The sequence below is a fragment of the Acidobacteriota bacterium genome (genome assembly GCA_016184105.1).
Lineage (GTDB): Bacteria > Acidobacteriota > Vicinamibacteria > Vicinamibacterales > 2-12-FULL-66-21 > JACPDI01.
In genome coordinates, this window is sequence record JACPDI010000028.1 from 63,107 (window position 1) to 86,731 (window position 23,625).

Consider the following 23,625-nt stretch of genomic DNA (forward strand, 5'->3'; position numbering starts at 1 on the left):
CCCGTCAGGAGCGCGTAGTTCCGGCTACGCTCGTTCGGCACCCGTCCATGATCTGTGCCAAGCCTCAACGCTAAATTTAGGACCACGACAATTGGCGCAGTCGCCGTCCTATGTTGTTTGCCGATCCTCGCCAGCCCTCCGTGCGCTTTCGGATCGCTTGGTGGAGCGTCCGCGCCTTCTGCGCGTTCCGCGGTGAGCGCTCTTATCGGGCGTAGCGCTTGCGAATGGCCGGCATGAGATATTCGGCAAACGCGCGCTCCAGATCGTAGGCCGGCGCGAAGCTCCAATCGCGGCGCGCGGCCGCATCGTCCACGTCTTCCGGCCACGAGTCGACGATCCCCTGCCGCCGGTGGTCCACCTCGAAGGTGATCGCCGCCGACGGAAACTCCCGCAGCACGATCTGGCGGATCTCTTCGGCCGAGGCGTTGAACGCGCGCACGTTGTAAGCCGCGAGCGTCAGGCGCTCGCGCGGCGCCGCAGCCAGCGCCAGGAGCGCGTCCACGCCGTCAGGCATCGCCATGAAGGGAATGCGCGTATCCGGCCGCACGAAGCAGGCGTAAGGCTCCCCTTGCGCTGCGGCGTGCAGCATCTCCGGCCCGTAATCCGACGTCCCGCCTGACGGAACGGTGACCGCCGAAATCAGTCCCGGGAAGCGGACGCTGCGAAAGTCGACGTGGCCGTTGGTGGGCTTCGGCGCCAGCTGCTTGTAGTGCCGCGCGTAGTAGCGGCCGATCTGCTCGCAGTACAACTTGTTGCACCCGTACATCGTTGTCGGCTGCGCCCACTCATCTTCACGCACCGCGCCCGCCGCGCGCTTGGCCTCGAGGCTCGGCAGGCCGTACGCCGCGATGGATGAGGGGTACAGGAACGTCACGGGCCTGCCGTGCGACTCGGCTTCCTTCTGCGCGAACTCCAGCAGGTTGAGCGTGCCTTCGACGTTCACCTGATGGGCCGTCACCGGGGTGATCTCGGATCGCGTGGACAGAAGGGCGGCAAGGTGAAACACCAGCTCGACCTGGTACTCCGCCAGGAGGCGCTCGAGCAGGCCGCGATCGAGAATCGACCCCGTGTACTCGCGCGAGATACGCGGCGTGAGGGCGGAGTCGAGTGGATTGACGTCGAGCGTGATGATGGCGCGGGAGCGATCCGCGGACAGCCTCGCGATGAGGCCGTGTCCGATCTCGCCGCCGGCGCCCGTGATGAGGACAGCGGGTCTGCGCACGAGCTGTGATTATACTTTGCGAATGCGCGCGGTCGCTGCGCTCATCCTGCTTCTTGCTGCATCGCCCCTCGCCGCCCAGACGGCCGACTCGTTCGACGGCACGTTCGCGCCACGCATCATGCGTGTGGATTATTTCCACACGGGAGGGAAGGGCCTCGAGGTGTTCTCGCTCGATCGGATCGTCGATGACGGCCCCTGGGCGGGCAGCCGCACGCGGCAACCGCACGTTCCACGAGTCGCTGCGCTTTCCGTGGCCGAACAGGCCCGTCCGCGTGGTCCTGCAGAAGCGGCAGCCCGATCACTCCTTCGCCGAAGCCTGGTCGGTTGCGATCGATCCGGCGTCGCGCCTCGTCAACCGCGCGCCGCTCGCGCCGGCCGGCGCCGTGTGGACGCTTTTCGAAAGCGGCGCCCGCGCGGGCAAGGTGGACCTCGTGATCCTCGGCGACGGCTACACCGCAGAAGGCGCAGAACACGCAGTCCGCCTATTCTGCGGTGAACTTACCGGATGAAGAACGACGCCAGCAGCGACGCGACCGTCAGCGCGAGGCAGAGGAACGCGATCAGCAGGTGGTTGCCCCGCTCGGGCCGGCGGGGGTCTAGGAGAAATGACGCCAGGTAGCCGCCGAGGAAGCCGCCGCCGTGCGCCCAGTTGTCCACGCCCGGCATGAGCAGCCCGAACAGGAACAGCGTCATCGCGTAGCCGGCCGCCTGCGTCTTCACGATGCTGCTCGACTGGCGCCCGTAGTGCACCATCGCGCCGAGCAGGCCGAAAATCGGCGCCGACGCGCCGAGCGTCAGGAACGACCCCCCTACGATCGGGACGCCCCCGAGCAGAAGGCCCATCACACTGCTCATCACGAAGCCGACGACGCTCCCGACGGTGTAGATGATGACCGTGCGGCCGGTGCCAAACAGCTCTTCCGCGGCGGGACCGAGCTGCCGGACCCACATCATGTTGAACACGATGTGCAGCGCCCCGCCGTGCAGCCAGCCCGCGCTCAGCACGGTCCACCATCGCCCCGCTTGGAAGACGGGCACGGCGCCGCTCGCGCCGAAGTAGAACATCGCTTCGGGACTGGGGGACAGAAACGTGAGCAGCCCGCGCGTGCGGATGCCGGATCCCGAGTAGATCAGCATCAGGAGGTACAGCGCCGCGCACGCGGCCGTGACCGTCTCGGCGAAGCCGAAATCCGCGCCAAGACGCCGCAACGCCGGCGTGAACCCCCACAGTCCGGGGTTCCACCGGCCGCACGTGAAACAGCGCTCATCGTTGACGCCGACGAGATTTCCGCAGGAAGGACAGACAACCGAACCGGTGCGCTGGCGACCGAACATGCAGGAAGTTCAAGCATATCTCACTAGCAGTGGTCAGTGGTCAGTGGTCAGTGGACAGAGGGGTTCGCGGAGTGGTCAGCTAGAGCGGCATGAGGGTGCTGCTGACGGGGGGGACGGGCTACCTGGGGCGCGCGATTGCGCGGGCGCTGGCGCGCCGCGGCCACCACGCGGTGATCTTCGCGCGGTCGGCGCGTGCCGCCGTGGCCGGAGGCCTGCCGGGTATCGCCGTCGACGGCGACGTCCGCGATGCGGCGGCGCTGGCGAGCGCGGCGGCGGGCTGCGACGCGCTCTGCCATACCGCGGCGCTCGTCAGCGTCTGGCGCCGGCGGCGGCAGGACTTCCACGACGTGAACGTCGGAGGGTTGCTCAACGCGCTCGACGCCGCCGCGCATCATCGCATCACCCGAATCGTGTACACCTCGTCGTTCCTGGCCCTGCCTCCGGCGGGCGCCGCGGAGCAGGCGCCGGCCGGCAACGATTACCAGCGCACGAAGAGGGACGCGGAGCGCGCAGCCGCCGACGCACTCGCGCGCGGCGCGCCGCTCGTGCGGTTGTATCCCGGTGGCTTGTACGGGCCGGGCGAAAGTACGGAAGGGAACCTCGTCGGCCGCCTCGTGGCGGACCATCTGGGCGGACGGCTGCCCGGAATCGTCGGCGCGGATCGCACGTGGTCGTTCGCCTTCGTGGACGACGTGGCGGAGGCACACGTCTCGTCGCTGGAGCGTGGCGCTGCAGGCGCGGCTTACGCGTTGGGCGGCGAGAACGCGCCCCAGATGAGGCTGTTTGAGATTCTTCACCAGCTCACCGGACGCGACCTGCCGCGCCGGATCCCGGTTGCCGCCGCGCGAATAGTCGCCATCTGGGAAGAATTACGCGCCGCGATCCTGAATCGGACACCGTTGTTGACACGGGGGACGGTGCACGTGCTCAGCCACGACTGGCCGCTCGATTCCTCCGCGGCGATGCGCGACTTGGACTATCGAATCACGCCGCTCTCGCGCGGTCTTGCCGCTGTGGTAGCAAGCCTGTCGGGGCACTGAACTTGCAGTCCAGGTCGGTGCCCTGCGAGGGTGATTACAAACCCAATCCTGGCATGGGGGAGGCCCCATGATTTGTTCATTTTGCGGGCTGGAAACAGGCTTGCCGACGTCGCACGAGACACAGGCCGCGTGTATCGAAGCGTTGCGCTCGCAGGTGTCGGAACTGCGCAACGTTCTCGAGCATACGCGCCATCCGGGAGATCCCGAAGATCCCCCGCACGGTCTGGCGCAGGCGGCCGCGATTGCCGGCGGCGACAGCGGCAAGGCAGGCACGAGCCACTAGGCGCCGAGACGTCCTCGTGCCTCGTGCCTGAACTTTACGCTGCGATCGCCTGCACGTTCATGGAACGGCAATCAAGGTACCGTCCGCTCAGTGCACGCCACGACTCATCTGCAGCGACATCGGGTCCGCACCCAGACGACGGATCGCGGTTTCCCACATGACGCTCGGATCCACATCGAAGATCAAATCGGGCTCCACGCTGGCGATGAGCCACGAGGATTCGGCGAGCTCTTCGTCGAGCTGGCCGGGCCCCCACCCGGCGTAGCCGGCGAGCACCCGCGCGCGCGGCGCCGCCGGCGATTCCAGGACGCGCCGCAAGACGAGCGGCGAACTCGATAGATACACACCGTCCACGATCTGCCGCGCGTCGGGACCGGGCTCGTGATCGATGACGATCCACCCGCGTTCCGGCTCGACAGGTCCGCCGATCCAGAGGCGCAGCCCGTTGCCGCCGACCACCTGGGGCTCGAGGCGGACGGCGTCGGCCGCCGCGACGTCGGTCGGACGATTGAGGACGAGGCCAAACGCCCCCTCCGGCGCGTGCTCGCAGAGCAGCACAACCGATTTCGCGAAATTGGGATCCTGCAGCTGCGGCATCGAGAGGAGGAGCGAGGGCGCGAGCGAGTCCGACATGCTGCTATTCTAAGCGTGCCGGGTCGCCGCCAGTTTTGCTCTTGCCCATGTGACGTGCCCTTGAACCAGCGGATCGCCGATCGAGGGGGCGTCGATTGGCTCGTCGAAGACCGCCGCCGCCGACGGGTCGCCGCAGTTGCCAATCGCGACTGCGATGTTGCGGCGCAGCCGCTTCACTCGCGCGCGCGTCATCGGCGTGCCCGTGATCGCCTGCCTCAGCTCGGCATCCCGCATGCGCCAGAGCCGCAGCAGGTCCGCGTCCGCAAACGCGGCGCGGGGTCGCCACGCGGCGTCGCGGCTGATCGCGGCCACGGCGTCCGCATTCCAGGGGCACACTTCCTGGCAGATGTCGCAGCCGTACACGTGGCGTCCCATCTGCCCGCGGAGCGCCTCCGGGATGCTGCCCTTCAACTCAATCGTCAGGTACGAGATGCACCGCGTGGCATCCACCACGCGGTCGCCGACGATGGCCTCCGTGGGACACGCCTCGATGCAGAGCGTGCACGTGCCGCACCGATCCGGTTCGGGCCGATCCGGCTCGAGCGGGAGACTGCAGAGGATCTCGCACAGGAACAGCCACGAGCCGAGCGCCGGATTGATGAGACAGGCATTCTTGCCAATCCACCCGAGGCCGGCGGCGCCGGCGGCGACGCGCTCGACGACCGGACCCGTGTCCACGTAGCGGCGTGACTCGAACGACGGGCCGCAGCGCGCCCGCATCCACGCCTCGAGCTGTTCCAGGCGCGAGCCGAGCACGTCATGGTAGTCGTCGCCCCACGCATAGCGCGACAGCAGCGCCGCGTGCGGATCGACTCGTTCAAGCGATGCCGGTGCGCCGGTGTTGTAGATGGCGCCGAGGACGACGATCGACCGCGCGGAAGGCAGCACGGCGCGCGGGTCCAGCCGCCGCTCGGCGGTGCGCGCCATGTAGTGCATCTCGCCGTGGTACCCACGGCCGAGCCAGTCGGCGAGAAACCTCAGCTCTGGCTGCGGATCGGCGGTCGCGATGCCGCACAGCTCGAACCCCAGCGCGCGCGCGCGGGCCTTCACGTCGGTGGATTCCACGCGGTATCCGTCAGAACCATCCGTCAGAACGAGTCGGAAGAACCACCCGGTAGAACCTGTTGTTACTGCTTGACGAGCTGTCGCAACACGTAGGGCAGAATCCCGCCGTGGCGGAACGCTTCGAGCTCCTCCGGCGTGTCGATGCGCACCGTGACGGCCAGGTCTCTGGTGGTGCCGTCCTCGCAGATCGCGCGCACGGTCGTCTCCGCGCGCGGTTTCAGCAGCGCGAGCCCGGTGATGTCGAAGCGCTCGCGCCCGGTGAGCCTGCACGTCGAGACGCTCTGGCCCGCCTTGAACTGCAGCGGCAGCACGCCCATGTTCACCAGGTTGCTGCGGTGGATGCGCTCGAAACTCTCGGCGATGACGGCGCGGACGCCGAGCAGCACGGTACCTTTCGCCGCCCAGTCGCGCGACGAGCCGGATCCGTACTCCTTGCCGGCCAGCACCATCAGCGGCACGCCGCGCTCGCGATATTTCTCCGACGCGTCGAAGATCGACATCACGTCGCCGTCGGGCAGCAGCGTGGTCCAGCCTCCCTCCGTGCCGGGCGCCACCTGGTTCCGCAGGCGGATGTTCGCGAACGTGCCGCGGACCATCACCTCGTGGTTTCCGCGCCGCGCGCCGTATGAATTGAAATCGCGCGGCTCCACCCCGTTCGCGATCAGGTAGCGGCCTGCCGGGCCGTCGGGTGGAATGGAGCCCGCCGGCGAGATGTGGTCGGTCGTGACGCTGTCGCCCAGCAGCGCGAGCACGCGCGCGCCGGTGATGTCCGAGAGCGGCCTCGGGCTCGGGGTGATGTCCTCGAAGAACGTCGGCTTGCGAATGTAGGTCGACATGTCGTCCCACGCGAAGCGATCGCCGGTCGGCGTCGGCAGCGCGCGCCACCGGCCGTCTCCCTGGAACACTTCCGCATACGTGTGCGTGAACATGTCCGATCGTACGGACTGGAGCATCGCGTCCTGGATCTCCCGCTCGGTGGGCCAGATGTCCTTGAGATAGACCGGGTGCCCGTCCGCGTCGGTCCCGAGCGGCTCGGAGGTGAGATCCGTTCGCATGGTTCCCGCCAGCGCGTAGGCGACCACCAGCGGAGGCGAGGCGAGGTAGTTCGCGCGCACCTGCGACTGGATGCGCCCTTCGAAGTTCCGGTTCCCGCTGAGGATCGACGCGACCACGAGATTCCGGTCCCTGACCATCAGCGATACCGGCTCGGGGAGCGGCCCGCTGTTGCCGATGCACGTCGTGCATCCGTACCCCACGATGCTGAAGCCGAGCTGTTCCAGGTACGGCAGCAGGCCCGACGCCTTCAGGTACTCCGTCACCACGAGCGATCCGGGCGCGAGGCTCGTCTTCACCCACGGCTTGGTTTTCAGTCCGCGCTCGACCGCCTTCTTTGCGAGCAGCCCGGCGCCGATCATCACGCTCGGGTTGGACGTGTTGGTGCAGCTCGTGATCGCGGCAACCACCACCGAGCCGTGGCCAAGCTCCGAGCCAGGGCCGGCACCAGGCGCCTCGGCCACGGCCGCGGCCGTCGCGGCGCTCGCCTGCGGCGACGTCGCCTCGCCGGGCTTCGGCGTCGCGGCCGCGGTCCGCTTCTTCTGGTCCGCGAGCATCGTCTCGAGCGCCTGCTCGAAGCGCACCTTCGAGTTCACGAGCGACACGCGATCCTGCGGCCGCTTCGGGCCGGCGAGGCTTGGCTCGACGGTCGACAAATCGAGCTCGATGACCTCGTCGTACGCCGGATCGATCCCACCGGCCAGGCGGAAGAGCCCCTGCTCCTTCGCGTACGCCTCGACGAGGCGCACGTGATCGGCGTCGCGCCCCGTGAGGCGCAGGTAGTCGAGCGTCATGTCGTCAATCGGGCAGATGGCGATCGTCGCGCCGTACTCAGGCGACATGTTGCCGAGCGTGGCGCGATCGGCGATCGTCAGGTCCTCGAGGCCGGGCCCGAAGAACTCGACGAACTTGCCCACCACGCCGTGCTTGCGCAACCGCTCGGTGACGGTCAGCACCAGGTCGGTGGCCGTCGTGCCTTCCGGCAGGCGATTGACGAGACGGAAGCCCAGGACCTCGGGAACCAGCATCGAAATGGGCTGCCCGAGCATGGCGGCCTCTGCCTCGATCCCGCCCACGCCCCAACCGACGACACCGAGGCCGTTGACCATCGTCGTGTGCGAGTCGGTGCCGACCAGCGTGTCGGGATAGACGAGCGGCTCGGCTCCCTTTTCCCGGAACACGACGCGCGCGAGGTACTCGATGTTGATCTGGTGGACGATGCCGGTGTCGGGTGGGACGACGCGGAAGTTGTCGAACGCGGTCTGCCCCCAGCGCAGGAACGTGTAGCGCTCGCGGTTGCGGGAGAACTCGAGCTGCGCGTTCAGCTCTGCGGCATCGCGCCGCGCGAAGTGATCGACCTGCACGGAGTGGTCGATGACGAGCTCGACGGGCCACAGCGGGTTGACCTTCGACGGATCGCCGCCGAGCCGCACCATCCCGTCGCGCATCGCCGCCAGATCGACGACGGCCGGGACGCCGGTGAAGTCCTGGAGCAGGACGCGCGCGGGCATGAACGCAATCTCCTGCTCGAGATCGGCGGTGGGATCCCAGCTCGCGACCGCGCGGATGTCATCTCGATCGACGAAGCGGCCATCCTCCCGCCGCAGCAGGTTCTCGAGAAGGATCTTGAGGGAGTACGGCAGGCGCGAGACCTGCGAGAAACCTGCCTGTTCGAGCGCCGGCAGGCTGAACAAAGAGAACCGCTGGCCGCCGACCGACAGCGAGCGGCGTACGTTGAAAGAATCGTTTGAGGCCATCCCGGAATGATCGCTCACTGCGGGGCGGCTTGCAACGCCAGAGCTCGCGGACTGGACCGTGTTGGATCGGGAAGCCGTGGCGGATCAGAACGCGAACACCAGCGCCCCGGCGCCGGTGGTCACGGTGCGGGAAGACTTCCCGAAGTCGATGCCGCCCCGCAGGAAATACATCCGGCCGTCGATGCGCAACCCGAGGCGGCGACGCTCGCCGAGCCACGCGGTGAGGCCGCCGCCCGCGTGGTACGCCTGCCCCGTTTCCAGGAGGGTGTTGTCCTCGTGGAGCTCGCGCAGATGTCCCGCTCCGGCCCGGACGAACGGCACGATTCGGCCGCCGCTGAACGAGCCGAGCGCGGCCGTGACCGACGCGTCGATGATGTACTGCGAGAGATCCTCGGAGATCGTGACGTCGGGCGCTCCCTCCACGTCGCCCGAGAGCCGCGACGCCAGGCGCGGCCGGCCCACGACCAGTCCCCCTTCGACGGTGAACCGCGGCGTGAGACGCCAGCCCGCGCGCACCTCGAAGCCCGGCGCGGACTCGGCGCGCGTGTCCGTGTTGAAGATCGCGAAGTCGCCGCCGCCCGACTGGTTTCTCACCAGGTTCGCGCTGGCGCCGGTCAGGTCGTAGCCGCCGGCGAAGAGGCCGCCGGCCGACAGCTCGAAGCGGGGCTCGCGGGGCTGCGCGGAGGCAGGCGCCAGCCACACCAGCACGAACAGCGTCGCCAGCGCGCCGCGGGCCGTCATCGCGCGCTCACCGTGATCTCGATTTCGCCCGACCCGCCGCCGCGCGGCGCCACGACGATGCGCTCGTAGAATTTCGGCGCGAACGCCGCGTCCACCTTCGACGCGGAATCGAAGAAGCTCTCCAGGTCGGCGTCGTCCAGCGGCTCGACGCGCACGGCGTACGCGCCCGGCTCCAGGCCGGCGATCGCGAATGCGCCCGTGTCGCTCAACGCGAAGTTGCCGACCATCTGGCCGGTCTGCAGGTTGAATGCGACCACGTGCGCGCCGTACACGCCGGCGCCGTTCTTCGTCACGCGGCCCGAGATCGAGCCGGTGTGGGTGCGGAAGGTGCCGTCCGGGTAGATATCCGACACCCCCGCGATGTCATCGGCCTGCAGCACGCGTTCTTCCACGTTGCCCGCGGAAAACGCGATCGGGAACATCACGGCGCCTGCGGCGATCACGCGCCGCCCTCCGGCCGCGCGCAGCTCGGTCTCGCCGAGCGCCGAGTGCCCCAGCCCGAGCAGGTGGCCGATCTCGTGGAGCGCGATCGATTGGACGTCGAAGCGGTTCGGCTCCCCCGCCTGCGCCGTGGACCATCCGAAGGCGGAATTGAAAAAGATGTCGGACTCCACGATTTCGCCGGTCGTCGTGTTGATGATGAACGTGGTCGCCGCCAGCACGCGGTCGAGATCCGGGCGGCTCGCGTACCCCAGCACGGAAATCCCGTCGTCCTCGAAGGGCCGGGCACCCGTGAAGCCGGCGAAGGTGCCGCTGAACCTGGCGGACGGGACCTGCTCCCACGTGGAGAACGCGGCCGCGACGGCTGACTGGAACTGGGACGGTGTCACGCTGGGGACACCCGAGTTGGTGATCGAGTACCGCGTCGGCTGGTTGACCCAGTGCAGCGTGACGGTCCGCGAGCCGACCTGGAACCCGAGTTTCAGGTACGCGAGGAGAGGCGCAGGGGCCAGCGCGGCGAGCGCGAGCGCGGCGACGGCAACGAGCCGGACGCGCGCGGTCACTCGACACGCCCCGGCGCGGCGGCCAGCGCGCGCACCTGCGCGGCGAACGCGTCGAGCGCCATCGGGGGGCGCGCCCCTCGCTTCAACGCGACGGTCTCGCCGGTGTTCACCGCCGGCGGCGGCACGACCATCCGTATCCCGGTGCGCCCGTCGATCCGCACCCGGTAGACCCCCTGGCTGAAGCCGACCAGATACGGAAGAGAAGGACCGCGCGCGCCGAAGAACAGCACCACTTCGTCACCACGCTCGAACGACGGAGCGCCGATCATCACCGTGCGATAGGCGCCGACCTGCCCGCCCGGGACGCGGAACACGATCGTGCGCCCCATGTCCCCTTTCATGTAGCCCATGGCTTCGGCGACCACGATCGATTCGACCCGGCGACGATCGTCGGTGACCACGGCGCGCACCTCGGCGATGCGGGCGTACACGACCGCGTGGGCGGAGACGGCCAGCTCGTTCAGATCGATCGGGATGAGCACGGTGGCGCGCGCACTCGCGCCGGCCAGCAGGATGGCGATGATCGCGGCGACGCACGAGCGGAATCGCATGACGGCAGTTTACCTCAGGATGTTCTCGTGACGCGGCGGGGCCGTGGCCCCGCGCGCGATGCCCAGCACGGCCTCGGCGGCCCGGCGGCTCGCCCCGGGTGTCCCAAGCCTGGCCCGGACGTCGCGGAGCCCCTGCTTCGCCGCGGCGTACTCGGCCGGGTCGGTGAGCAGCGCGAGCGCGCTCTCCGTGACGCGCTCGGCGGTGCAATCCTCCTGGATCAGCTCGGGCGCGATGCGCCGGCCGGCGATCAGGTTCACCATCCCGTAGGTGTCCACCTTCACGAACGGCTTGCCCATGCGGTACGAGAGCGGCGAGAGCCGGTACACGATCACCATGGGGCAGTCATGGATGGCGGCCTGCACCGTCGCGGTCCCGGACGCCGTGATCGTGATGTCGGACGAGGCGAGCACCTCGTCTGCGCGCCCTTCGACAATCGCCATGGGGGCCGCGGCCCGTGTCGCCGGCTCGAACAGCGCGTCCTCGAGGTGCGGCGCGCGGGCAACCACGAACTGGGTGCCGGCACGCGCTCGTACGATGCGCGCCGCGGCCTGCACCATCGTCGGCAGAAGCGCGCGCACCTCGTTCGGCCTGCTGCCCGGGAGCAAGGCGACCGTCTGCGCCCCGGCGTTCAACCCGATCCCGGCCAGGAACGCGCCGCGCGATGGCGCGGGGCCGGTCAGTTCGAGCAGCGGATGCCCGACGAAGCTCACCGGCACGCCCGCCTCGCGATAGAGCGGCTCTTCGAAGGGAAAGATGACCAGCACGTGCGAGGCGATCCGCTGCATCGTCCTCATGCGTCCGGATCGCCACGCCCAGAGCTGCGGGCTGATGTAGTACACGACCGGAACGCCCAGGCGCTTCATCACGCCGGCGAGCCGGAAATTGAAATCGGGAAAATCGATCGCGACGAACACGTCCGGGCGCGCGGCGCGCGCCGCCGCAACGAGGCGGCGGTACATGGCGTACGACCGGGGCAGGACCTTGAGCGCCTCGGCCAGCCCCGTCACCGTGAGCCCGCGATAGTCGCCGACGAGCGTCGCGCCGGCGTCGCGGAGGCGGTCGCCGCCAAGGCCGGTGATGGCCACGTCCGGATCCATCGCGCGAAGCTCGCGCGCGAGCGCACCCGCGTACAGGTCGCCCGACGCCTCCCCGCAGGAGATCAGGACGCGAACGCGGTCAGACCCTTTCACGGGCAAAGGCGTCAGCGGGCAGGGCGACGTTGAAGGCGATGGACTTCAGGCGCCGCTCGAGCACGATCCGCCCGTTGCGGCGGATCGTCGTCGTGAACGGCACCATCACGCCCTCGACCGGCCGGTAATCGGCGAACCGCTCCTCGACGCGCTGGTCCCCTTCGGCGCCGGGCACGACATACCGTTCCGCAACCACCAGCGACGAGGCAGGATCGAGCACGAGCTGCACGGTCTGGCCGCCGACGAGGTACTCGAGCGCGGGACCGCGCGTGCCGTCCTCCAGCATCACGTCATCGACCGGGCGGGGCCGCAGCTCGCGGTCGCTCGCGCGCAGCAGCAGGCGCAGCACGTCACGGTCCACGCTGGCCTTCATTTCATGCGCCACGAGGTCGGCCGCCTGCCGCCCCGCGCCGCGCACCCACGCGCGCCCGCCGTCGTACACCTGGCGCAGCACGCCGGAGGGCGTCACCAGATCCAGGCGAAACCGCTCCGGATATTCGATGACGCTGGCGGTCTCGATCGTGGAGGAGGCCCCCGACGGCAGCACCATGCGGGTCGTGGCTTCGGCTTTGACGGTGCGAAGCGCGCGCAGCCGTTCGAGGCCTCCCTTCGCGGCGATCGCACGATCGACGAGCCCGTTCGACTCGCGGCGCTCGCTCAGGGCCGGCTCCTGCGACTCGCGGCGCTCGCTCAGGGCCGCCGGCATCAGGCGCGCCCCTCCGACCGGCGCCGCCGCGCGGCGGCGGAAATCGGCCGATGAGAGATCGAGCTCGGCGATCGGCACCCGCTCGAACTGCGGGAAGCCGGCGGATGCGAGCTGCGAGGCGAACGTGGAGGCGTCGCCGACGAGCACAATCGAGAGGCGATCGGGCCGCAGGTAGCCCCGTGCCACGCGCTGGATGTCGTCGGCCGTCACCGCATTCACGCGGTCGCGATACGTTTCCAGCTCGTTCAGATCCAGGCCGAAGAACACCGCGTTGAGCACCTGGAGGGCGATGGCGCTGGGCGTTTCGATCGTCAGCGGGAAGCTGCCCGCCAGGTAGTCCTGCGCGCCTTTCAGCTCGCCCGCGCCAACGCGGTCGCGCTGGAGGCGCCAGAACTCGTCGACGATCAACCGCAGCACTTCGCCGGTGGCGTCCGACCGCGTGTCGGTCTCCGCCACCAGGTCCCCCGCGAACTTCAGGGTCTCGAGGTCCGCCGACGCGCCGTAGGTCAGGCCGCGCTCCGAGCGCAGCACGCGATGAAGGCGGTTGCTCCCCTCCCCGCCGAGAATCTTCGACGCGATGTCGAGCGCCATGTAGTCCGGGTGCTTGCGCGGCACCGCGAGGTGCCCGACGCGGATCTCCGTCTGGACAGCGCCCGGACGGTCGATCACCACGACGCGGCGGGTGGGCGGCGGCGCGTCGGTGGGCGGGTCCACCTTGATCGCATCGTTGCGCGCCCAGTCGCCGAACACCCGCTCCGCCCCCGCGAACGCCTCGCCGGCGGTAAGGTCCCCGACAATCGCGAGGATCGCGTTGTTCGGCGCGAAGTTGGCCTTGTGGAACGCGACCAGGTCGTCGCGCGTGATCGCGGCGAGCGAGGCGGGCGTGCCCGAGTCCGGTTTGCCGTACGGATGGAACCCGTACACGAGGCGGTCGAACACGACGTCCGCCACGTAGTCCGGGTCGTCATAGCTCACCTGGAGCCCCGACAGCCGCTGCTGCCGCTGGCGATCGATCTCCGCCTGCGCGAACGCGGGGTTTCGAGCGACGTCCGACACCAGCCGCAGCGCCAGGTCGAAGCTGTCCTTCATGAACACGGCGTTGACGAAGGACAGGTCGGTCCCCGCGCCGGTGCCGAGCCCGCCGCCCACCGAGTCCACGGCGTTCGCGATTTCTTCCGCGCTCATCGTCGTCGTGCCCTGGTCGAGCAGCGTAGCGGCGAGCGAGGCGACGCCCGGCTTCTGGTCGGGGTCCAGCGCGCCCCCCGCGCGCACGAGCAGCCGCAGGCTCACGGCCGGCTGCTCGTGGTGCAGCACGACGACCACCTGGAGGCCGTTCTTCAGCGTGCGGATTTCGTACGGCGGGAACTTGACGTCGCGCGCGGCCAGCGGGCGCGGCGGGCGCTCGGACGGCCAGGACGTCTGCGCGCTGCTGGAACTCACGGTGACGAGCGCCATCAAGAGGCCACAGGCCGGATGCCGAAGGTCGAATGCACGCACTAGCGCGTCCCCCCCTTCGGCATGATGGTCATGATCAGCCGGCTCTCCGGCGTGAAGTATTTGCGCGCGACGCGCTGCACGTCGGCGGTCGTGACGTTCATGAAGATGTCGAACTCACCGTCCGCGGTGGTCACGTCCCCCTTGTGCAGGACGATCGCGTGCGCGAGGTGCGTCGCCTTCTGCTGGTTCGACTCGCGGCCGATGATGTAATCGCGTGCGAACTGGTTCTTCGCCTGCTGCAGTTCCGCCTCGCTGATCGGCTCGTTCTTCAGCCGCTCCAGCTCGGCGACCAGCGCCTGCTCGGCCTCGGACGGCGTGCGCCCCGGCTGCACCAGCGCGACCGCGAAGAAGAGGTTGGGGTCCTCGATGATGTTCCCCTGCCCGAAGGCCGCAACCGCGACCTGCTTGTTGTAGACGAGCGACCGGTAAATCCGCGAGCTCTGCCCGTCCGAGAGGATCTTCGACACGATGTGCAGGGGGTACGAATCGGGATCGCCGTCGTAGGTGATCGGGTGCGCCACGACGACGGCGGGGAGCGGCCAGGGCTCCTCGAGCAGCACGCGCCGCTGCCTGGCCGGCGCCGGCTCCTTCGGGATGTCGCGCGGGACGGCCTTTCCCTGCGGCACGCGCCCGAGGTACTTCTGCACGAGCGCCAGCGCCTCGGCCATGTCAAAGTCGCCGACCAGGGCGAGCGTCGCGTTGTTCGGGACGTAGTACGTGCGGTAGAAGTCGCGAACGTCCTCGATCGACGCGGCCTCGAGGTCCTCCATGCTGCCAATCGTCGGGTGCTTGTACGGATGCACGGTGAAGGCGTTGGCGTAGATGAGTTCCTGGAGGCGCCCGTACGGCTGGTTTTCCACGCGCATCCGCCGCTCTTCCTTCACGACTTCACGCTCGGTGCGGAACGTCTTCTCGTTGATCCGCAGCGACGCCATGCGGTCGGCCTCGAGCCAGAGGATGAGCGGCAGGTACTGGGCCGGAACGGTTTCCCAGTAGACCGTCGTGTCTTCCGTCGTGTAGGCGTTGCTCTGCCCTCCCACGCTCGAGATCATCGACGGGTGCGCCTCGGACTCCACGTTCTTGGAGCCCTTGAACATCATGTGCTCGAACAGGTGCGCGAACCCCGTCCGCCCCTTCCGTTCGTCGCGCGAGCCCACGTGATACCAGAGCTGCAGGTGGACGATGGGCGTCGAATGGTCCTCGAGCAGCACCACGCGAAGCCCGTTGTCGAGGGTGACCAGCTTGTAGTCGAGTTTCGGCGGGCGCGTGGCCGCCGCGGCCGGCGGCGTCCCCCAGAGCAGCGTCAAGGCGACGGCGCCCGCGGCAACGGCGCGGCGCCCCTGCGAGAGTCCCATCACGGGATTATGGCACGGCGGACGAGCCCTTCAGGGGTGCAGCAGCCGAAAGCCGGCAAACAGCCACGTGGCGTTGCCGCGCCTGATCGGATGGTCGTCCACGCGGCGCTCGAGCGCCGCCACGAGCTCGAGCGCGGCCGCGCCGCCGGCGAAGCGGAAGCCCCCCTCGACGCGCCCCCCGTTCTGCCACCCGCGGCCGGCGATCGAGCCGTCCGTATTGAACGTGTGCAGCGTCGCGGCGGCGAACGCCGCACGCCGCGCGTCGACGCGATAGTCGGCGCGCGCCTCCGCGCCGTACTCCGCGTCGTAATCCACCGACGAGCGCTGCACCGTGAACAGCGCGTGCCCCGCCATCGTGGCGGCGACGCGTCCCCGTGCGTACGGCCGGACGAACCGCACGCCGATCATGTTCCAGTCCACCGGCTCTGGCTTCTCGCGGTCGCTGAGGTGCCGGGACAGGTGGTGGAACACGCCGGAAATTTCGCCGTGGCGCGTGCGATGCGAGGCCGAGAGGTCGAGCGTGTAGTTTCCCTGCACCGGATCGAACGCGCGGCGCTCGTCTCCGAGGATCGCCTCGTAGTTGGCGAGGAACGTGATGCGCCCGGCACGGTAATCGTACAGGTCCAGGTCGCCGCCCAGATCCGCGTCCCACCGCAACTGCGGATCGCCCGTCGCGACGCGAACCGCGTTCAGGTGGAAACGGTAGCGCGAGAGCGGGCCCGGTGCCGCGGGGGCAGGGCCGGGCGCGGTGGACGCGATCTGCGCTGAGACGGGAAAGGAAACAGGTAAAAGGAGCAAGGCAAGAGGTAAAATGGCGATACACGCGCGCCTCATCACTCCTCGCCGCGTACGCGCGCCAGCTCCGACTCGAGCCCCGCGAGGCGCCGCTCCAGATCCTGCACCTGCTTTCTCAACTCGGGCAGCTTCCTGATCACGGCCGACGACTTCAGCCACTCGCGGTTGGGAACCGCGGGATAGCCCGACACGAAGCTGCCCGGTCCGGTGGAATTGGGAATCCCCGTCTGCGCGGTGGCGATCGTGCCCTTGCCGATCGTGATGTGCCCGGCGACCCCGACCTGCCCGGCGAGCACGACGTCATCTTCCACCGTGGAGCTGCCCGCGATGCCGGTCTGCGCCGCGAACAGCACGCGTTCACCCACGCGCACCCCGTGGGCGATCTGCACGAGGTTGTCGATCTTGCTGCCCGCGCCGATCCGGGTCTCCCCGACGGCCGGCCGGTCCACGCACGTCCCCGCGCCCAGCTCCACGTCGTCTTCGATCACGACCGTGCCGTTCTGCGGGATCTTGTAGTGCGTGCCGTCCTTCCGCCGCGCGAACCCGTAGCCGTCGCTGCCGATCACGACGCCGCCGTGGAGGATCACGCGGTCGCCAATCGTCACGCGCTCGCGAATCGCCACGTGCGAGTAGATGATGCAGTCGCGCCCGAGGCGGGTGCCCGCGCCAATCGCGGTGTGGGAGTGGATGACGGTGTGGTCGCCGATGACCGCGCCGTCGCCGATGGCGACAAACGGCCCGACGGCGACGTGCTTCCCGAACTGCACGTCGCGCCCGATCGCGCTGCACGCGTCGACGCCCGGCGGGGGATGCGGCACGTGCGCGAACAGCTCGAGGGCGCGGGCGAACGCCACGTAGGGCTCCGGGGTGCGCAGGGCGGCGCAGGGCGGCGCCGGCGCCTTCTCGTCGAGGATGACCGCGGAGGCGCGCGTCGCGGCCAGCGCGCGCAGGTACTTCGGGTTGGCGATGAAGCTGACCTCGCCCGGCTGCGCCTGTTCGATGCCGGCGGCGCCGGTGATCTCGACGACCCCGTCCCCTTCGAGACGGCAGCCAAGACGTTGGGCAAGGTCCTTGAGGGTCAACGCGCCGAGTATATCGCGGGTCACGAGACCCGCTCGACAAAGGCCGCCAGGTGTTCGAGGTGCAACCGCGCCTCGATGGCGCGAAGCCGCTCGCGGCGCTGGGGACCGCCGGCGGCGATTGCCTCGCGCACCTCCCGCAGTTCCGCGCGCGGCCGCAGCTCCCACGCGGTCGCGTCGAGCCCCTGCCGCGCGCCGCGCATCGACAGATAGTGCCCCACGAAGCGGAACGCGAAGTAGTACGCGATGACGTTGGGGCCCGGCACCAGCATGAACACACCCGAGCCGATGAAGCCGAGCAGGTCGATGATGAACCAGCGCCGGTGCTTGTCGTAGTCGCTCGCGAGCTGCGTGCGGAGCGCGTCGCGCACGGTCGTCTCGGTCAGGTCGTCGGGATGGCCGAGCGTCGCGCGGTCGCAGCCGCGCAAGTGCCACAGGAGCCGCTGCTCGGCGATCGCTTCGGCGGCCCACCGGAGCGTCCGGGCCTTCATCCGGCCCCACCACCCCCCGGCCTCCTCGACCGGCGTGCCGCTCATCCGCGCGCGCCGATCGCGCTCGGCGGCGGCGAGCGTCTCGCGGAAGCGGTGCGTCAGCGACCGGAAAACCCCGCCCGCCGGCGCTCCTGTTTCGGGCGGCCCGTCGGCCACCTCGCAGTAAAGCTCGTGCGTGCCGACGCCGATCGGAACCAGGAAGACGTCCATGCCGGGATTTACGATAGCATTCGCGCGATGGAACTTGGACTCGCGCAGATTATCGAGCGGCTGCTGCTGGCCGCCTCGCTGGGCGCGCTCATCGGCCTCGAGCGGGAGTGGAACCAGAAAGCGGCCGGGCTCAGGACCAACACGCTCATCGCCGTCGGCTCGGCGCTGTTCACGCTGATGTCGATCGAACTGGCGCCGCCAGACAGGGCGGCCGACCCGACCCGCATCGCCTCCCAGATCGTCACCGGCATCGGGTTTCTCGGCGGTGGGGCCATCCTGCGGACCGGCGGATCGGTCAAGGGCCTGACGACCGCCGCCACGATCTGGGTCAACGCGGCGATCGGGGTGGCCGCCGGCGCCGGCAGCTTCCGCCTCGCCGCCGTCGCGGCCCTCACCACGCTCATCGTGCTGCGCCTGCTGCTGCCCGTCGAACGCGTCGTCGAGCGCCACCACGACCGGCGCGAGATGCCGCCGGGGACGGAGTAGACGCCGCAGAAACCGCGGAAGCGCCTTACCGCCGCCGGACCTTCCTGTTGCCTCTGGGCGGCTCGAGCGGGAGGGCCGGCTTCCCTGCGCGCTCCCACGCGCCGGCAATGACGGCCGCCACGCCGCTGATTGCGGCCGACAGCTGCTTCTCCAGGATCGGACGCGTGCCGGCGTACATCTGCGCGAAGTACCCGTCGTCGTACTCGTCGCGCCCCCGCACCGCTCGCCGATCGACCGCGAGGATCTGCTCGACCGCGGGGAACCCGTCGGTCAGCGTATCGAAGATGAACTCGCGCGGGTCTGTCACCGGGGGCATCGCCCGTGGCGCAGGCGTGAGCCGCGGCAGATTGCGAAGCACGAGCTGCGATTCGAAGCGCGAATGAATACCCCACTGCTTCGTGAGCTGGCCGTCATAGTTGAGCGCGGCGTGAAACGGCACGTGCGCGTCGGCCACGTAATGCGCGATCACCGCCGAGAAGAACTTCACGTCCTCGGGGCCGTAACCGGGGTCGGGGCGCGCGGCGGTCTCGAATCCCTTCACGAGCTTGTCGAACATCTCCGCGGTCCGCCAGGGCAGCGTTCCGTTCTTCGTCACGAACTCGACACCGAATTTCTTCACCGCCTCGTCGTAGTCGTGCGGCAGCGCGGTGAACGGATGCGGGCCGTACGCGTCCATGTCCACGAAGTGCCGCGGCGGCTCCTCGACGAACCCCGCGTTGCGCCACAGGTCCGGGTCGATCGAGTGCTCGACGATCATCTGCCGGTGCTTCTCGTAGAACGGCCGGATCTCAACGGGCAGGAGCGCGATGGCGCGGCCGGCGATGAGCCGGTGCACGTCCAGCCCCCACGCGCGCATCGGCGCCGGTGCGCACACGAGCGCCGCCGCCAGGGTAGCCATCACGAATCGTCGCATGCCAACATGGTAGCCGATGCCCCGGCTCGGCGCTCACCTGTCCACTCGAAACACCGAAGGACGATGAGCGGGAGCGAAGGCGATCGACGCGGGCGCCGCTCGAGATCGATCCGTACGACGCGATGAACCTCGCGACGCTGCGATCGCTGATCGCCTAGGATTCCTGCGTGTTCCGCGCGTTCTGCGGTAAGAGCTCCTTCTCCCCGAAGATCTCCGCCTGGAACCTGAAGATCTCCGCGCCGTGCTTCCAGGCGTCTGCCGGCAGCCCGGCCTTGCGGCACGCGTGGGCCAGGAAGGTGTCGCGGTCCCATCCCCACTCGGTGGCGACCTGCGGGAGCAGGAGGCCGCTGTGCGATCGCTGTTGAACAAGGAGGCCGTCGCGCCCGATCTCGATCTCGTCGACCGACGCGACCCGCTCCATCGGGGTCAGGACGGAGATCTCGATATCGGTCGCGGCGTCGAGCTCGGGGGCGGTGAGCGGGGGAAAGCGCGGGTCGCGAACGGCGGCCGCAATCGCGCAATGCGCCACGGTCGCGGCGAGCGGCTGCCGGGGTTCGATCTGGCCGATGCATCCCCGCAGCTCGCCGAAGCGGCGCAGCGTCACGAATGCGCCCGCCGGAGATTCGGCGCCCAGCGCCTCGCCGCGGGGATCGTAGTGCCGTCCCTGGACCGCCGCGGCCACCGCGTCGCGGGCAATCTGCAGCAGCTCACGCCGTGCATCCGGCGACAACGGCATCAGTGTGCCCGCGGCCGGCTGAACGCGGCGGCCAGGTACCCGACGACCGCGGTGCGGTCGCCCGACACGTCTCCGGAATGCGCGTACCGCAGCACGTGCGCGCGCCCTGCGCCCAAATCGCGCGCCGCGATCATGGCGGCGATCGCCGCGCCGCCGCCGCACGCCACGTAGCGGCCGCGCTCGTGCTCGGGATAGCTCTCGTACTCGTCCAGGAGCCCGTCGGGGTCGAAACGCTCGACAAACCGCGCGACGAGCCCGTCGAGTTTTTCCGCGCGCTCCGCCTCGAAGTAGTGCGACAGGTCGGTGCTCGCCGCGATGAGCGCCCGCCGCCCCGCAAGCGTGCGCGACAGGGCGTCGGCCAACGCGAGGATCGTCGACCGGGTCTGGTATCCAATCACGAGCGGCACGATCCGCGCGGACAGCACGCGCTGGATGAAGGGCAGGTGCATCTCCAGGGAGTGCTCCCGCACGTGCGCCGTGGGATGCGGCCGGATGATGGCGGAGGCGGCGATCATCGTCGCGGCAAGCTCCTCGTCGATCTCGGCGACCCCCAACGGGGTCTCGAAGCCGCCGCGATCGTGAATCGCGACGCCGTCGAACGCGACGTAGTGCGACGGGCCCACCAGGACTATGACATCGAAATCTTCTGACGCCACCGCGCGGTACGCATGGGCGGCGACGCCGCCGGAAAACATCATCCCGGCGTGGGGCGCGATCACCGCCACCGTTCCGGAAAGCGCCGGCACGCGCGCGGCCGCGAGCAGCGAGTCCACCTCCTGCTCGAGCGCGCCGCGTGAGCCCGGATACCACGAACCCGCCACCGCCGGCGGCCGAATCATCGGCACGGGCATGCCTCCGTCGCATACGATACACCTATGGCCTCCGAGCTTGGACCGGACGATGTCGAGCGAGTCGCCAGGCTCGCACGCCTCCGGCTGACCCCGCAGGAAACCGAACGCTTCGCCGGGCAGTTGCGCCGCATCCTGGCCTACGCCGAGCAGGTGCAGCAGGTGGACACGTCCGCCGTGCCCCCCATGTCCCATCCGTTCCCCGACCCCGAGGCGCCGTTGCGGGACGACGAGGAACGCCCGTCGCTCGGCGCCGGTGCCACGCACCGGAACGCGCCCGAGGCCGATCGCGACGCCGGGCTGTTCAAAGTGCCACGGGTGCTTGGATGAGCGCGCCCCGAACCGCCGCTGCCATCGCCCGCCTCGTCCGAAGCGGCGACCTGTCAGCCGTCGACGTGTGCGAGCGCGCCCTCGCCGACATCGCGGCGCGCGACGCCGGCATTCACGCCTTCCTTCGCGTGACCGGCGACCGCGCGCTCGCCCGCGCAAAGGCCGTGGACGCCGAGCGCGCCCGCGGCCGCACGGGCCCCCTCAGCGGCGTGCCCGTGGCCATCAAGGACAACCTCTGCACGGTGGATGTCGAAACGACCGCGGGGTCGCGCATCCTCGCCGGTTATCTGCCGCCCTATGACGCGACGGCGGTCGCACGGCTCGAAGAGGCGGGCGCCGTCGTGATCGGTAAGGCCAACTGCGACGAGTTCGCCATGGGCTCTTCAACCGAGCACTCCGCGTTCGGGCCCACGATGAACCCGCGGGATCCCGCGCGCATCCCCGGCGGTTCGAGCGGCGGCTCGGCGGCGGCCGTCGCCGCCGGCATGGTGCCGCTCGCGCTCGGCTCCGATACCGGCGGCTCGATCCGCCAGCCCGCCGCGCTCTGCGGCGTCGTCGGCCTGAAGCCGACCTACGGCCGCGTGTCGCGGTACGGCCTGGTGGCCTTTGCCTCGTCGCTCGATCAGATTGGACCGTTGTCGCTCGACGCGCGCGATGCGGCGATTGTGCTCGGCGCCATCGCGGGCGCCGATCCGATGGACGCCACCTGCTCGCGGCGCGACGTGCCGGACTACGCGGCGGCGCTCGACGGCGCGGACCTGCGCGGTGTCCGGATCGGCATCCCGACGCGCGTGCTGGAAGAGGGGCGACACGGGAACGGCACCGGCGCGCGAGAGGCGCAGGCGGGGATCGATGATGACGTGCGGCGGTCGTTCGACGAAGCGCTGCGCGCGCTGGTGTCGCTCGGTGCGACGGTCGTGGAAATCGAATTGCCGCACGCGAAGTACGCCACGCCGGTGTACTACCTGATCGCCACAGCGGAAGCCAGCTCCAACCTCGCGCGCTACGACGGCGTGCGTTACGGCCGCCGCGCGCCGCTCGCTCCCGGCGAGGGGCTGGCCGACATGTACGAGCGAACGCGCGCGGAGGGGTTCGGCGCCGAGGTGAAACGCCGAATCATGCTCGGCACCTACGTCCTGAGCGCCGGTTACTACGACGCGTACTACTTGAAGGCGCAGCAGGTCCGCACGCTCGTCGCGCGCGACTACGAGCAGGCGCTCGCGCGCGCCGACCTGATCGCGATGCCCACGACGCCCACGCCCGCCTTCCGCCTCGGCGAGCGGATGGATGATCCGCTGCAGATGTATCTGGCCGACGTGTTCACCGTCGCGGTGAACCTCGCGGGCCTGCCGGCCATCAGCGTGCCGTGCGGCACGTCACGGGGCGGGCTGCCGATCGGCCTGCAGCTGATCGGCCGGGCGTTCGACGAAGCCGGTGTCCTTCGGGCTGCGGACGCGTATCAGCGCCACGCCGCCGACCACGCGTCGAACGTGGCCTGATCGAACTCGCCGATCCGCATCGGCACCACCGACACGTAGCCGTGATCCGTGGCCCAGACGTCGGTGCCCTCCGGATCGGCCGTGGGTTCCTCCCAGATGCTCCAGAAGTAGCGCCGGCCGTTCGGGCTCTTCTGCTCCTCGAAGCGCTCTGTGCCCGTCAACAGGCTCTGGCGCGTCACGCGGATCCCCTTGATCGCGTCGGCGCTGCCCGCCGGGATGTTCACGTTGAGGAACGCGCCGGAGGGCAGCCCTCGCGTCTTCACCTGCTCCGCGATGCGGCGCACCATCTCGGCCGCCGCGAGGTAGTGAGGGTCCCCCTCCACCGCCATCGACACGGCGATCGCGGGAATCCCCTGCAGCGCCGCCTCCCGGGCGGCTCCCACCGTGCCCGATACGTACGAGACCGCGCCCAGGTTGTAGCCACGGTTGATGCCGGACACGACGAGGTCGGGTTTGTCGGTCATCAGCGCGCCAAGCGCCACTTTCACGCAGCTGGCGGGCGTCGCCACCACGCGCCAGGCCGTAGGCACGTCGGGGAGCGCAACCTTGTCCACGTACATCGGGTCGCCGATCGTGATCGAGTGCCCCTTGCCGCTCTGGTTCTCGGCAGGGGCGACGACGGTCACCTCGCCAAGGCGGGCCAGGGCCTGCGCCACGGCCAGGATGCCCGGCGCGCGGATACCGTCGTCATTGGTGACGAGAATGCGATAGGGCTTCGCCGGCTGTTGCGCGGGAAGCACCGCGCCCAGCACCGCGAGGAAGGCCAGAACCGGCCACGTTCGGCGCCACAGGATCATCATGGCGC

At 69.6% G+C, this 23,625-nt stretch carries 24 protein-coding genes; 6 read left to right on the forward strand and 18 right to left on the reverse strand.

All coding sequences use genetic code 11. The annotated features are described in order from the left end of the window. Positions 1-202: 202 nt before the first annotated feature. Complete coding sequence (locus HYU53_10655; protein ID MBI2221654.1) at positions 203-1,222, reverse strand: NAD-dependent epimerase/dehydratase family protein; 1,020 nt, start codon at positions 1,220-1,222, stop codon at positions 203-205. A 22-nt stretch (positions 1,223-1,244) separates the two neighbouring features. Between HYU53_10655 and HYU53_10660 the strand changes: the two genes are divergently transcribed. Then, positions 1,245-1,718, forward strand: coding sequence for a hypothetical protein (locus tag HYU53_10660; GenBank protein MBI2221655.1), 474 nt, complete (start codon positions 1,245-1,247; stop codon positions 1,716-1,718). Positions 1,719-1,720: 2 nt separating this feature from the next. Here HYU53_10660 and HYU53_10665 read toward each other — a convergent pair whose 3' ends face one another. Continuing rightward, positions 1,721-2,557 (reverse strand): rhomboid family intramembrane serine protease, encoded by an 837-nt coding sequence (locus tag HYU53_10665; protein ID MBI2221656.1) that lies wholly within the window; start codon positions 2,555-2,557, stop codon positions 1,721-1,723. Positions 2,558-2,646: 89 nt separating this feature from the next. Here HYU53_10665 and HYU53_10670 point away from each other — a divergent pair, with 89 nt between their 5' ends. Together HYU53_10670 and HYU53_10675 are read left to right on the forward strand one after the other, a co-directional pair. After that, the gene (locus HYU53_10670) at positions 2,647-3,597 is read left to right on the forward strand and encodes an NAD-dependent epimerase/dehydratase family protein (protein ID MBI2221657.1); all 951 of its coding nucleotides are present in this window, start codon (positions 2,647-2,649) and stop codon (positions 3,595-3,597) included. 67 nt (positions 3,598-3,664) lie between these two features. Next, positions 3,665-3,880, forward strand: coding sequence for a hypothetical protein (locus HYU53_10675; GenBank protein ID MBI2221658.1), 216 nt, complete (start codon positions 3,665-3,667; stop codon positions 3,878-3,880). Between the two features lie 87 nt (positions 3,881-3,967). On the opposite strand, the gene HYU53_10680 is transcribed toward HYU53_10675, so the two are convergent. The 12 genes from HYU53_10680 to HYU53_10735 all read right to left on the reverse strand — a co-directional run bounded on the left by HYU53_10680 (position 3,968) and on the right by HYU53_10735 (position 18,008). Continuing rightward, entirely contained in the window at positions 3,968-4,513 is a 546-nt protein-coding gene (locus tag HYU53_10680) for a YqgE/AlgH family protein (GenBank protein MBI2221659.1), read from the reverse strand. A gap of 9 nt (positions 4,514-4,522) precedes the next feature. After that, the gene (gene queG / locus HYU53_10685; protein ID MBI2221660.1) at positions 4,523-5,578 is read right to left on the reverse strand and encodes a tRNA epoxyqueuosine(34) reductase QueG; all 1,056 of its coding nucleotides are present in this window, start codon (positions 5,576-5,578) and stop codon (positions 4,523-4,525) included. Positions 5,579-5,640: 62 nt separating this feature from the next. Next, positions 5,641-8,388, reverse strand: coding sequence for an aconitate hydratase AcnA (gene acnA, locus HYU53_10690; protein MBI2221661.1), 2,748 nt, complete (start codon positions 8,386-8,388; stop codon positions 5,641-5,643). Positions 8,389-8,472: 84 nt separating this feature from the next. Continuing rightward, positions 8,473-9,129, reverse strand: a complete 657-nt coding sequence (locus tag HYU53_10695; GenBank protein ID MBI2221662.1) for a hypothetical protein — start codon at positions 9,127-9,129, stop codon at positions 8,473-8,475. After that, the gene (locus HYU53_10700; protein ID MBI2221663.1) at positions 9,126-10,133 is read right to left on the reverse strand and encodes a matrixin family metalloprotease; all 1,008 of its coding nucleotides are present in this window, start codon (positions 10,131-10,133) and stop codon (positions 9,126-9,128) included. The genes HYU53_10695 and HYU53_10700 overlap by 4 nt, the downstream gene beginning before the upstream one ends. Further along, the gene (locus HYU53_10705) at positions 10,130-10,684 is read right to left on the reverse strand and encodes a hypothetical protein (protein ID MBI2221664.1); all 555 of its coding nucleotides are present in this window, start codon (positions 10,682-10,684) and stop codon (positions 10,130-10,132) included. The genes HYU53_10700 and HYU53_10705 overlap by 4 nt, the downstream gene beginning before the upstream one ends. Before the next feature lie 9 nt (positions 10,685-10,693). Further along, positions 10,694-11,875: a lipid-A-disaccharide synthase gene (gene lpxB / locus HYU53_10710; protein MBI2221665.1), complete on the reverse strand. Its 1,182-nt coding sequence runs from the start codon at positions 11,873-11,875 to the stop codon at positions 10,694-10,696. Beyond that, entirely contained in the window at positions 11,862-14,021 is a 2,160-nt protein-coding gene (locus HYU53_10715) for an insulinase family protein (protein MBI2221666.1), read from the reverse strand. The genes lpxB and HYU53_10715 overlap by 14 nt, the downstream gene beginning before the upstream one ends. Before the next feature lie 56 nt (positions 14,022-14,077). Further along, the gene (locus HYU53_10720) at positions 14,078-15,433 is read right to left on the reverse strand and encodes an insulinase family protein (GenBank protein MBI2221667.1); all 1,356 of its coding nucleotides are present in this window, start codon (positions 15,431-15,433) and stop codon (positions 14,078-14,080) included. A 30-nt stretch (positions 15,434-15,463) separates the two neighbouring features. Beyond that, entirely contained in the window at positions 15,464-16,267 is an 804-nt protein-coding gene (locus HYU53_10725; protein ID MBI2221668.1) for a hypothetical protein, read from the reverse strand. Next, positions 16,267-17,310, reverse strand: a complete 1,044-nt coding sequence (gene lpxD, locus HYU53_10730; protein MBI2221669.1) for a UDP-3-O-(3-hydroxymyristoyl)glucosamine N-acyltransferase — start codon at positions 17,308-17,310, stop codon at positions 16,267-16,269. The genes HYU53_10725 and lpxD overlap by 1 nt, the downstream gene beginning before the upstream one ends. Positions 17,311-17,330: 20 nt before the next feature. Beyond that, the gene (locus HYU53_10735; protein MBI2221670.1) at positions 17,331-18,008 is read right to left on the reverse strand and encodes a hypothetical protein; all 678 of its coding nucleotides are present in this window, start codon (positions 18,006-18,008) and stop codon (positions 17,331-17,333) included. A gap of 27 nt (positions 18,009-18,035) precedes the next feature. Between HYU53_10735 and HYU53_10740 the strand changes: the two genes are divergently transcribed. Then, entirely contained in the window at positions 18,036-18,494 is a 459-nt protein-coding gene (locus tag HYU53_10740) for an MgtC/SapB family protein (GenBank protein MBI2221671.1), read from the forward strand. A 25-nt stretch (positions 18,495-18,519) separates the two neighbouring features. Here the strand turns inward: HYU53_10740 and HYU53_10745 are convergent, their stop codons facing one another. The 3 genes from HYU53_10745 to amrB form a co-directional block, all read right to left on the reverse strand. Then, positions 18,520-19,392 (reverse strand): zinc dependent phospholipase C family protein, encoded by an 873-nt coding sequence (locus HYU53_10745; protein ID MBI2221672.1) that lies wholly within the window; start codon positions 19,390-19,392, stop codon positions 18,520-18,522. 169 nt (positions 19,393-19,561) lie between these two features. Continuing rightward, the gene (gene amrA, locus HYU53_10750; protein MBI2221673.1) at positions 19,562-20,143 is read right to left on the reverse strand and encodes an AmmeMemoRadiSam system protein A; all 582 of its coding nucleotides are present in this window, start codon (positions 20,141-20,143) and stop codon (positions 19,562-19,564) included. Next, complete coding sequence (amrB, locus tag HYU53_10755) at positions 20,143-20,988, reverse strand: AmmeMemoRadiSam system protein B (GenBank protein MBI2221674.1); 846 nt, start codon at positions 20,986-20,988, stop codon at positions 20,143-20,145. The genes amrA and amrB overlap by 1 nt, the downstream gene beginning before the upstream one ends. A 30-nt stretch (positions 20,989-21,018) precedes the next feature. Here amrB and gatC point away from each other — a divergent pair, with 30 nt between their 5' ends. Beyond that, on the forward strand, positions 21,019-21,321 hold the full coding sequence (gene gatC / locus HYU53_10760) for an Asp-tRNA(Asn)/Glu-tRNA(Gln) amidotransferase subunit GatC (protein MBI2221675.1): 303 nt from the start codon (positions 21,019-21,021) through the stop codon (positions 21,319-21,321). Then, positions 21,318-22,820, forward strand: coding sequence for an Asp-tRNA(Asn)/Glu-tRNA(Gln) amidotransferase subunit GatA (gatA, locus tag HYU53_10765; protein ID MBI2221676.1), 1,503 nt, complete (start codon positions 21,318-21,320; stop codon positions 22,818-22,820). The genes gatC and gatA overlap by 4 nt, the downstream gene beginning before the upstream one ends. Here the strand turns inward: gatA and surE are convergent. Further along, positions 22,781-23,620 carry a 5'/3'-nucleotidase SurE gene (surE, locus tag HYU53_10770; GenBank protein MBI2221677.1) on the reverse strand — a complete coding sequence of 280 codons (840 nt, stop codon included), beginning with the start codon at positions 23,618-23,620 and terminating at the stop codon, positions 22,781-22,783. The genes gatA and surE overlap by 40 nt on opposite strands. Positions 23,621-23,625: the final 5 nt, after the last annotated feature.

Bases quoted from the DNA above. Each gene is read 5' to 3' on its own strand.
- HYU53_10660 (MBI2221655.1), top strand. From the start codon at position 1,245: ATGCGCGCGGTCGCTGCGCTCATCCTGCTTCTTGCTGCATCGCCCCTC.
- HYU53_10665 (MBI2221656.1), bottom strand. From the start codon at position 2,557: ATGTTCGGTCGCCAGCGCACCGGTTCGGTTGTCTGTCCTTCCTGCGGA.
- HYU53_10670 (MBI2221657.1), top strand. From the start codon at position 2,647: ATGAGGGTGCTGCTGACGGGGGGGACGGGCTACCTGGGGCGCGCGATT.
- HYU53_10675 (MBI2221658.1), top strand. From the start codon at position 3,665: ATGATTTGTTCATTTTGCGGGCTGGAAACAGGCTTGCCGACGTCGCAC.
- HYU53_10680 (MBI2221659.1), bottom strand. From the start codon at position 4,513: ATGTCGGACTCGCTCGCGCCCTCGCTCCTCCTCTCGATGCCGCAGCTG.
- acnA (MBI2221661.1), bottom strand. From the start codon at position 8,388: ATGGCCTCAAACGATTCTTTCAACGTACGCCGCTCGCTGTCGGTCGGC.
- HYU53_10695 (MBI2221662.1), bottom strand. From the start codon at position 9,129: ATGACGGCCCGCGGCGCGCTGGCGACGCTGTTCGTGCTGGTGTGGCTG.
- HYU53_10705 (MBI2221664.1), bottom strand. From the start codon at position 10,684: ATGCGATTCCGCTCGTGCGTCGCCGCGATCATCGCCATCCTGCTGGCC.
- HYU53_10720 (MBI2221667.1), bottom strand. From the start codon at position 15,433: ATGGGACTCTCGCAGGGGCGCCGCGCCGTTGCCGCGGGCGCCGTCGCC.
- HYU53_10725 (MBI2221668.1), bottom strand. From the start codon at position 16,267: ATGAGGCGCGCGTGTATCGCCATTTTACCTCTTGCCTTGCTCCTTTTA.
- HYU53_10735 (MBI2221670.1), bottom strand. From the start codon at position 18,008: ATGGACGTCTTCCTGGTTCCGATCGGCGTCGGCACGCACGAGCTTTAC.
- HYU53_10740 (MBI2221671.1), top strand. From the start codon at position 18,036: ATGGAACTTGGACTCGCGCAGATTATCGAGCGGCTGCTGCTGGCCGCC.
- HYU53_10745 (MBI2221672.1), bottom strand. From the start codon at position 19,392: ATGGCTACCCTGGCGGCGGCGCTCGTGTGCGCACCGGCGCCGATGCGC.
- amrA (MBI2221673.1), bottom strand. From the start codon at position 20,143: ATGCCGTTGTCGCCGGATGCACGGCGTGAGCTGCTGCAGATTGCCCGC.
- gatC (MBI2221675.1), top strand. From the start codon at position 21,019: ATGGCCTCCGAGCTTGGACCGGACGATGTCGAGCGAGTCGCCAGGCTC.
- gatA (MBI2221676.1), top strand. From the start codon at position 21,318: ATGAGCGCGCCCCGAACCGCCGCTGCCATCGCCCGCCTCGTCCGAAGC.
- surE (MBI2221677.1), bottom strand. From the start codon at position 23,620: ATGATGATCCTGTGGCGCCGAACGTGGCCGGTTCTGGCCTTCCTCGCG.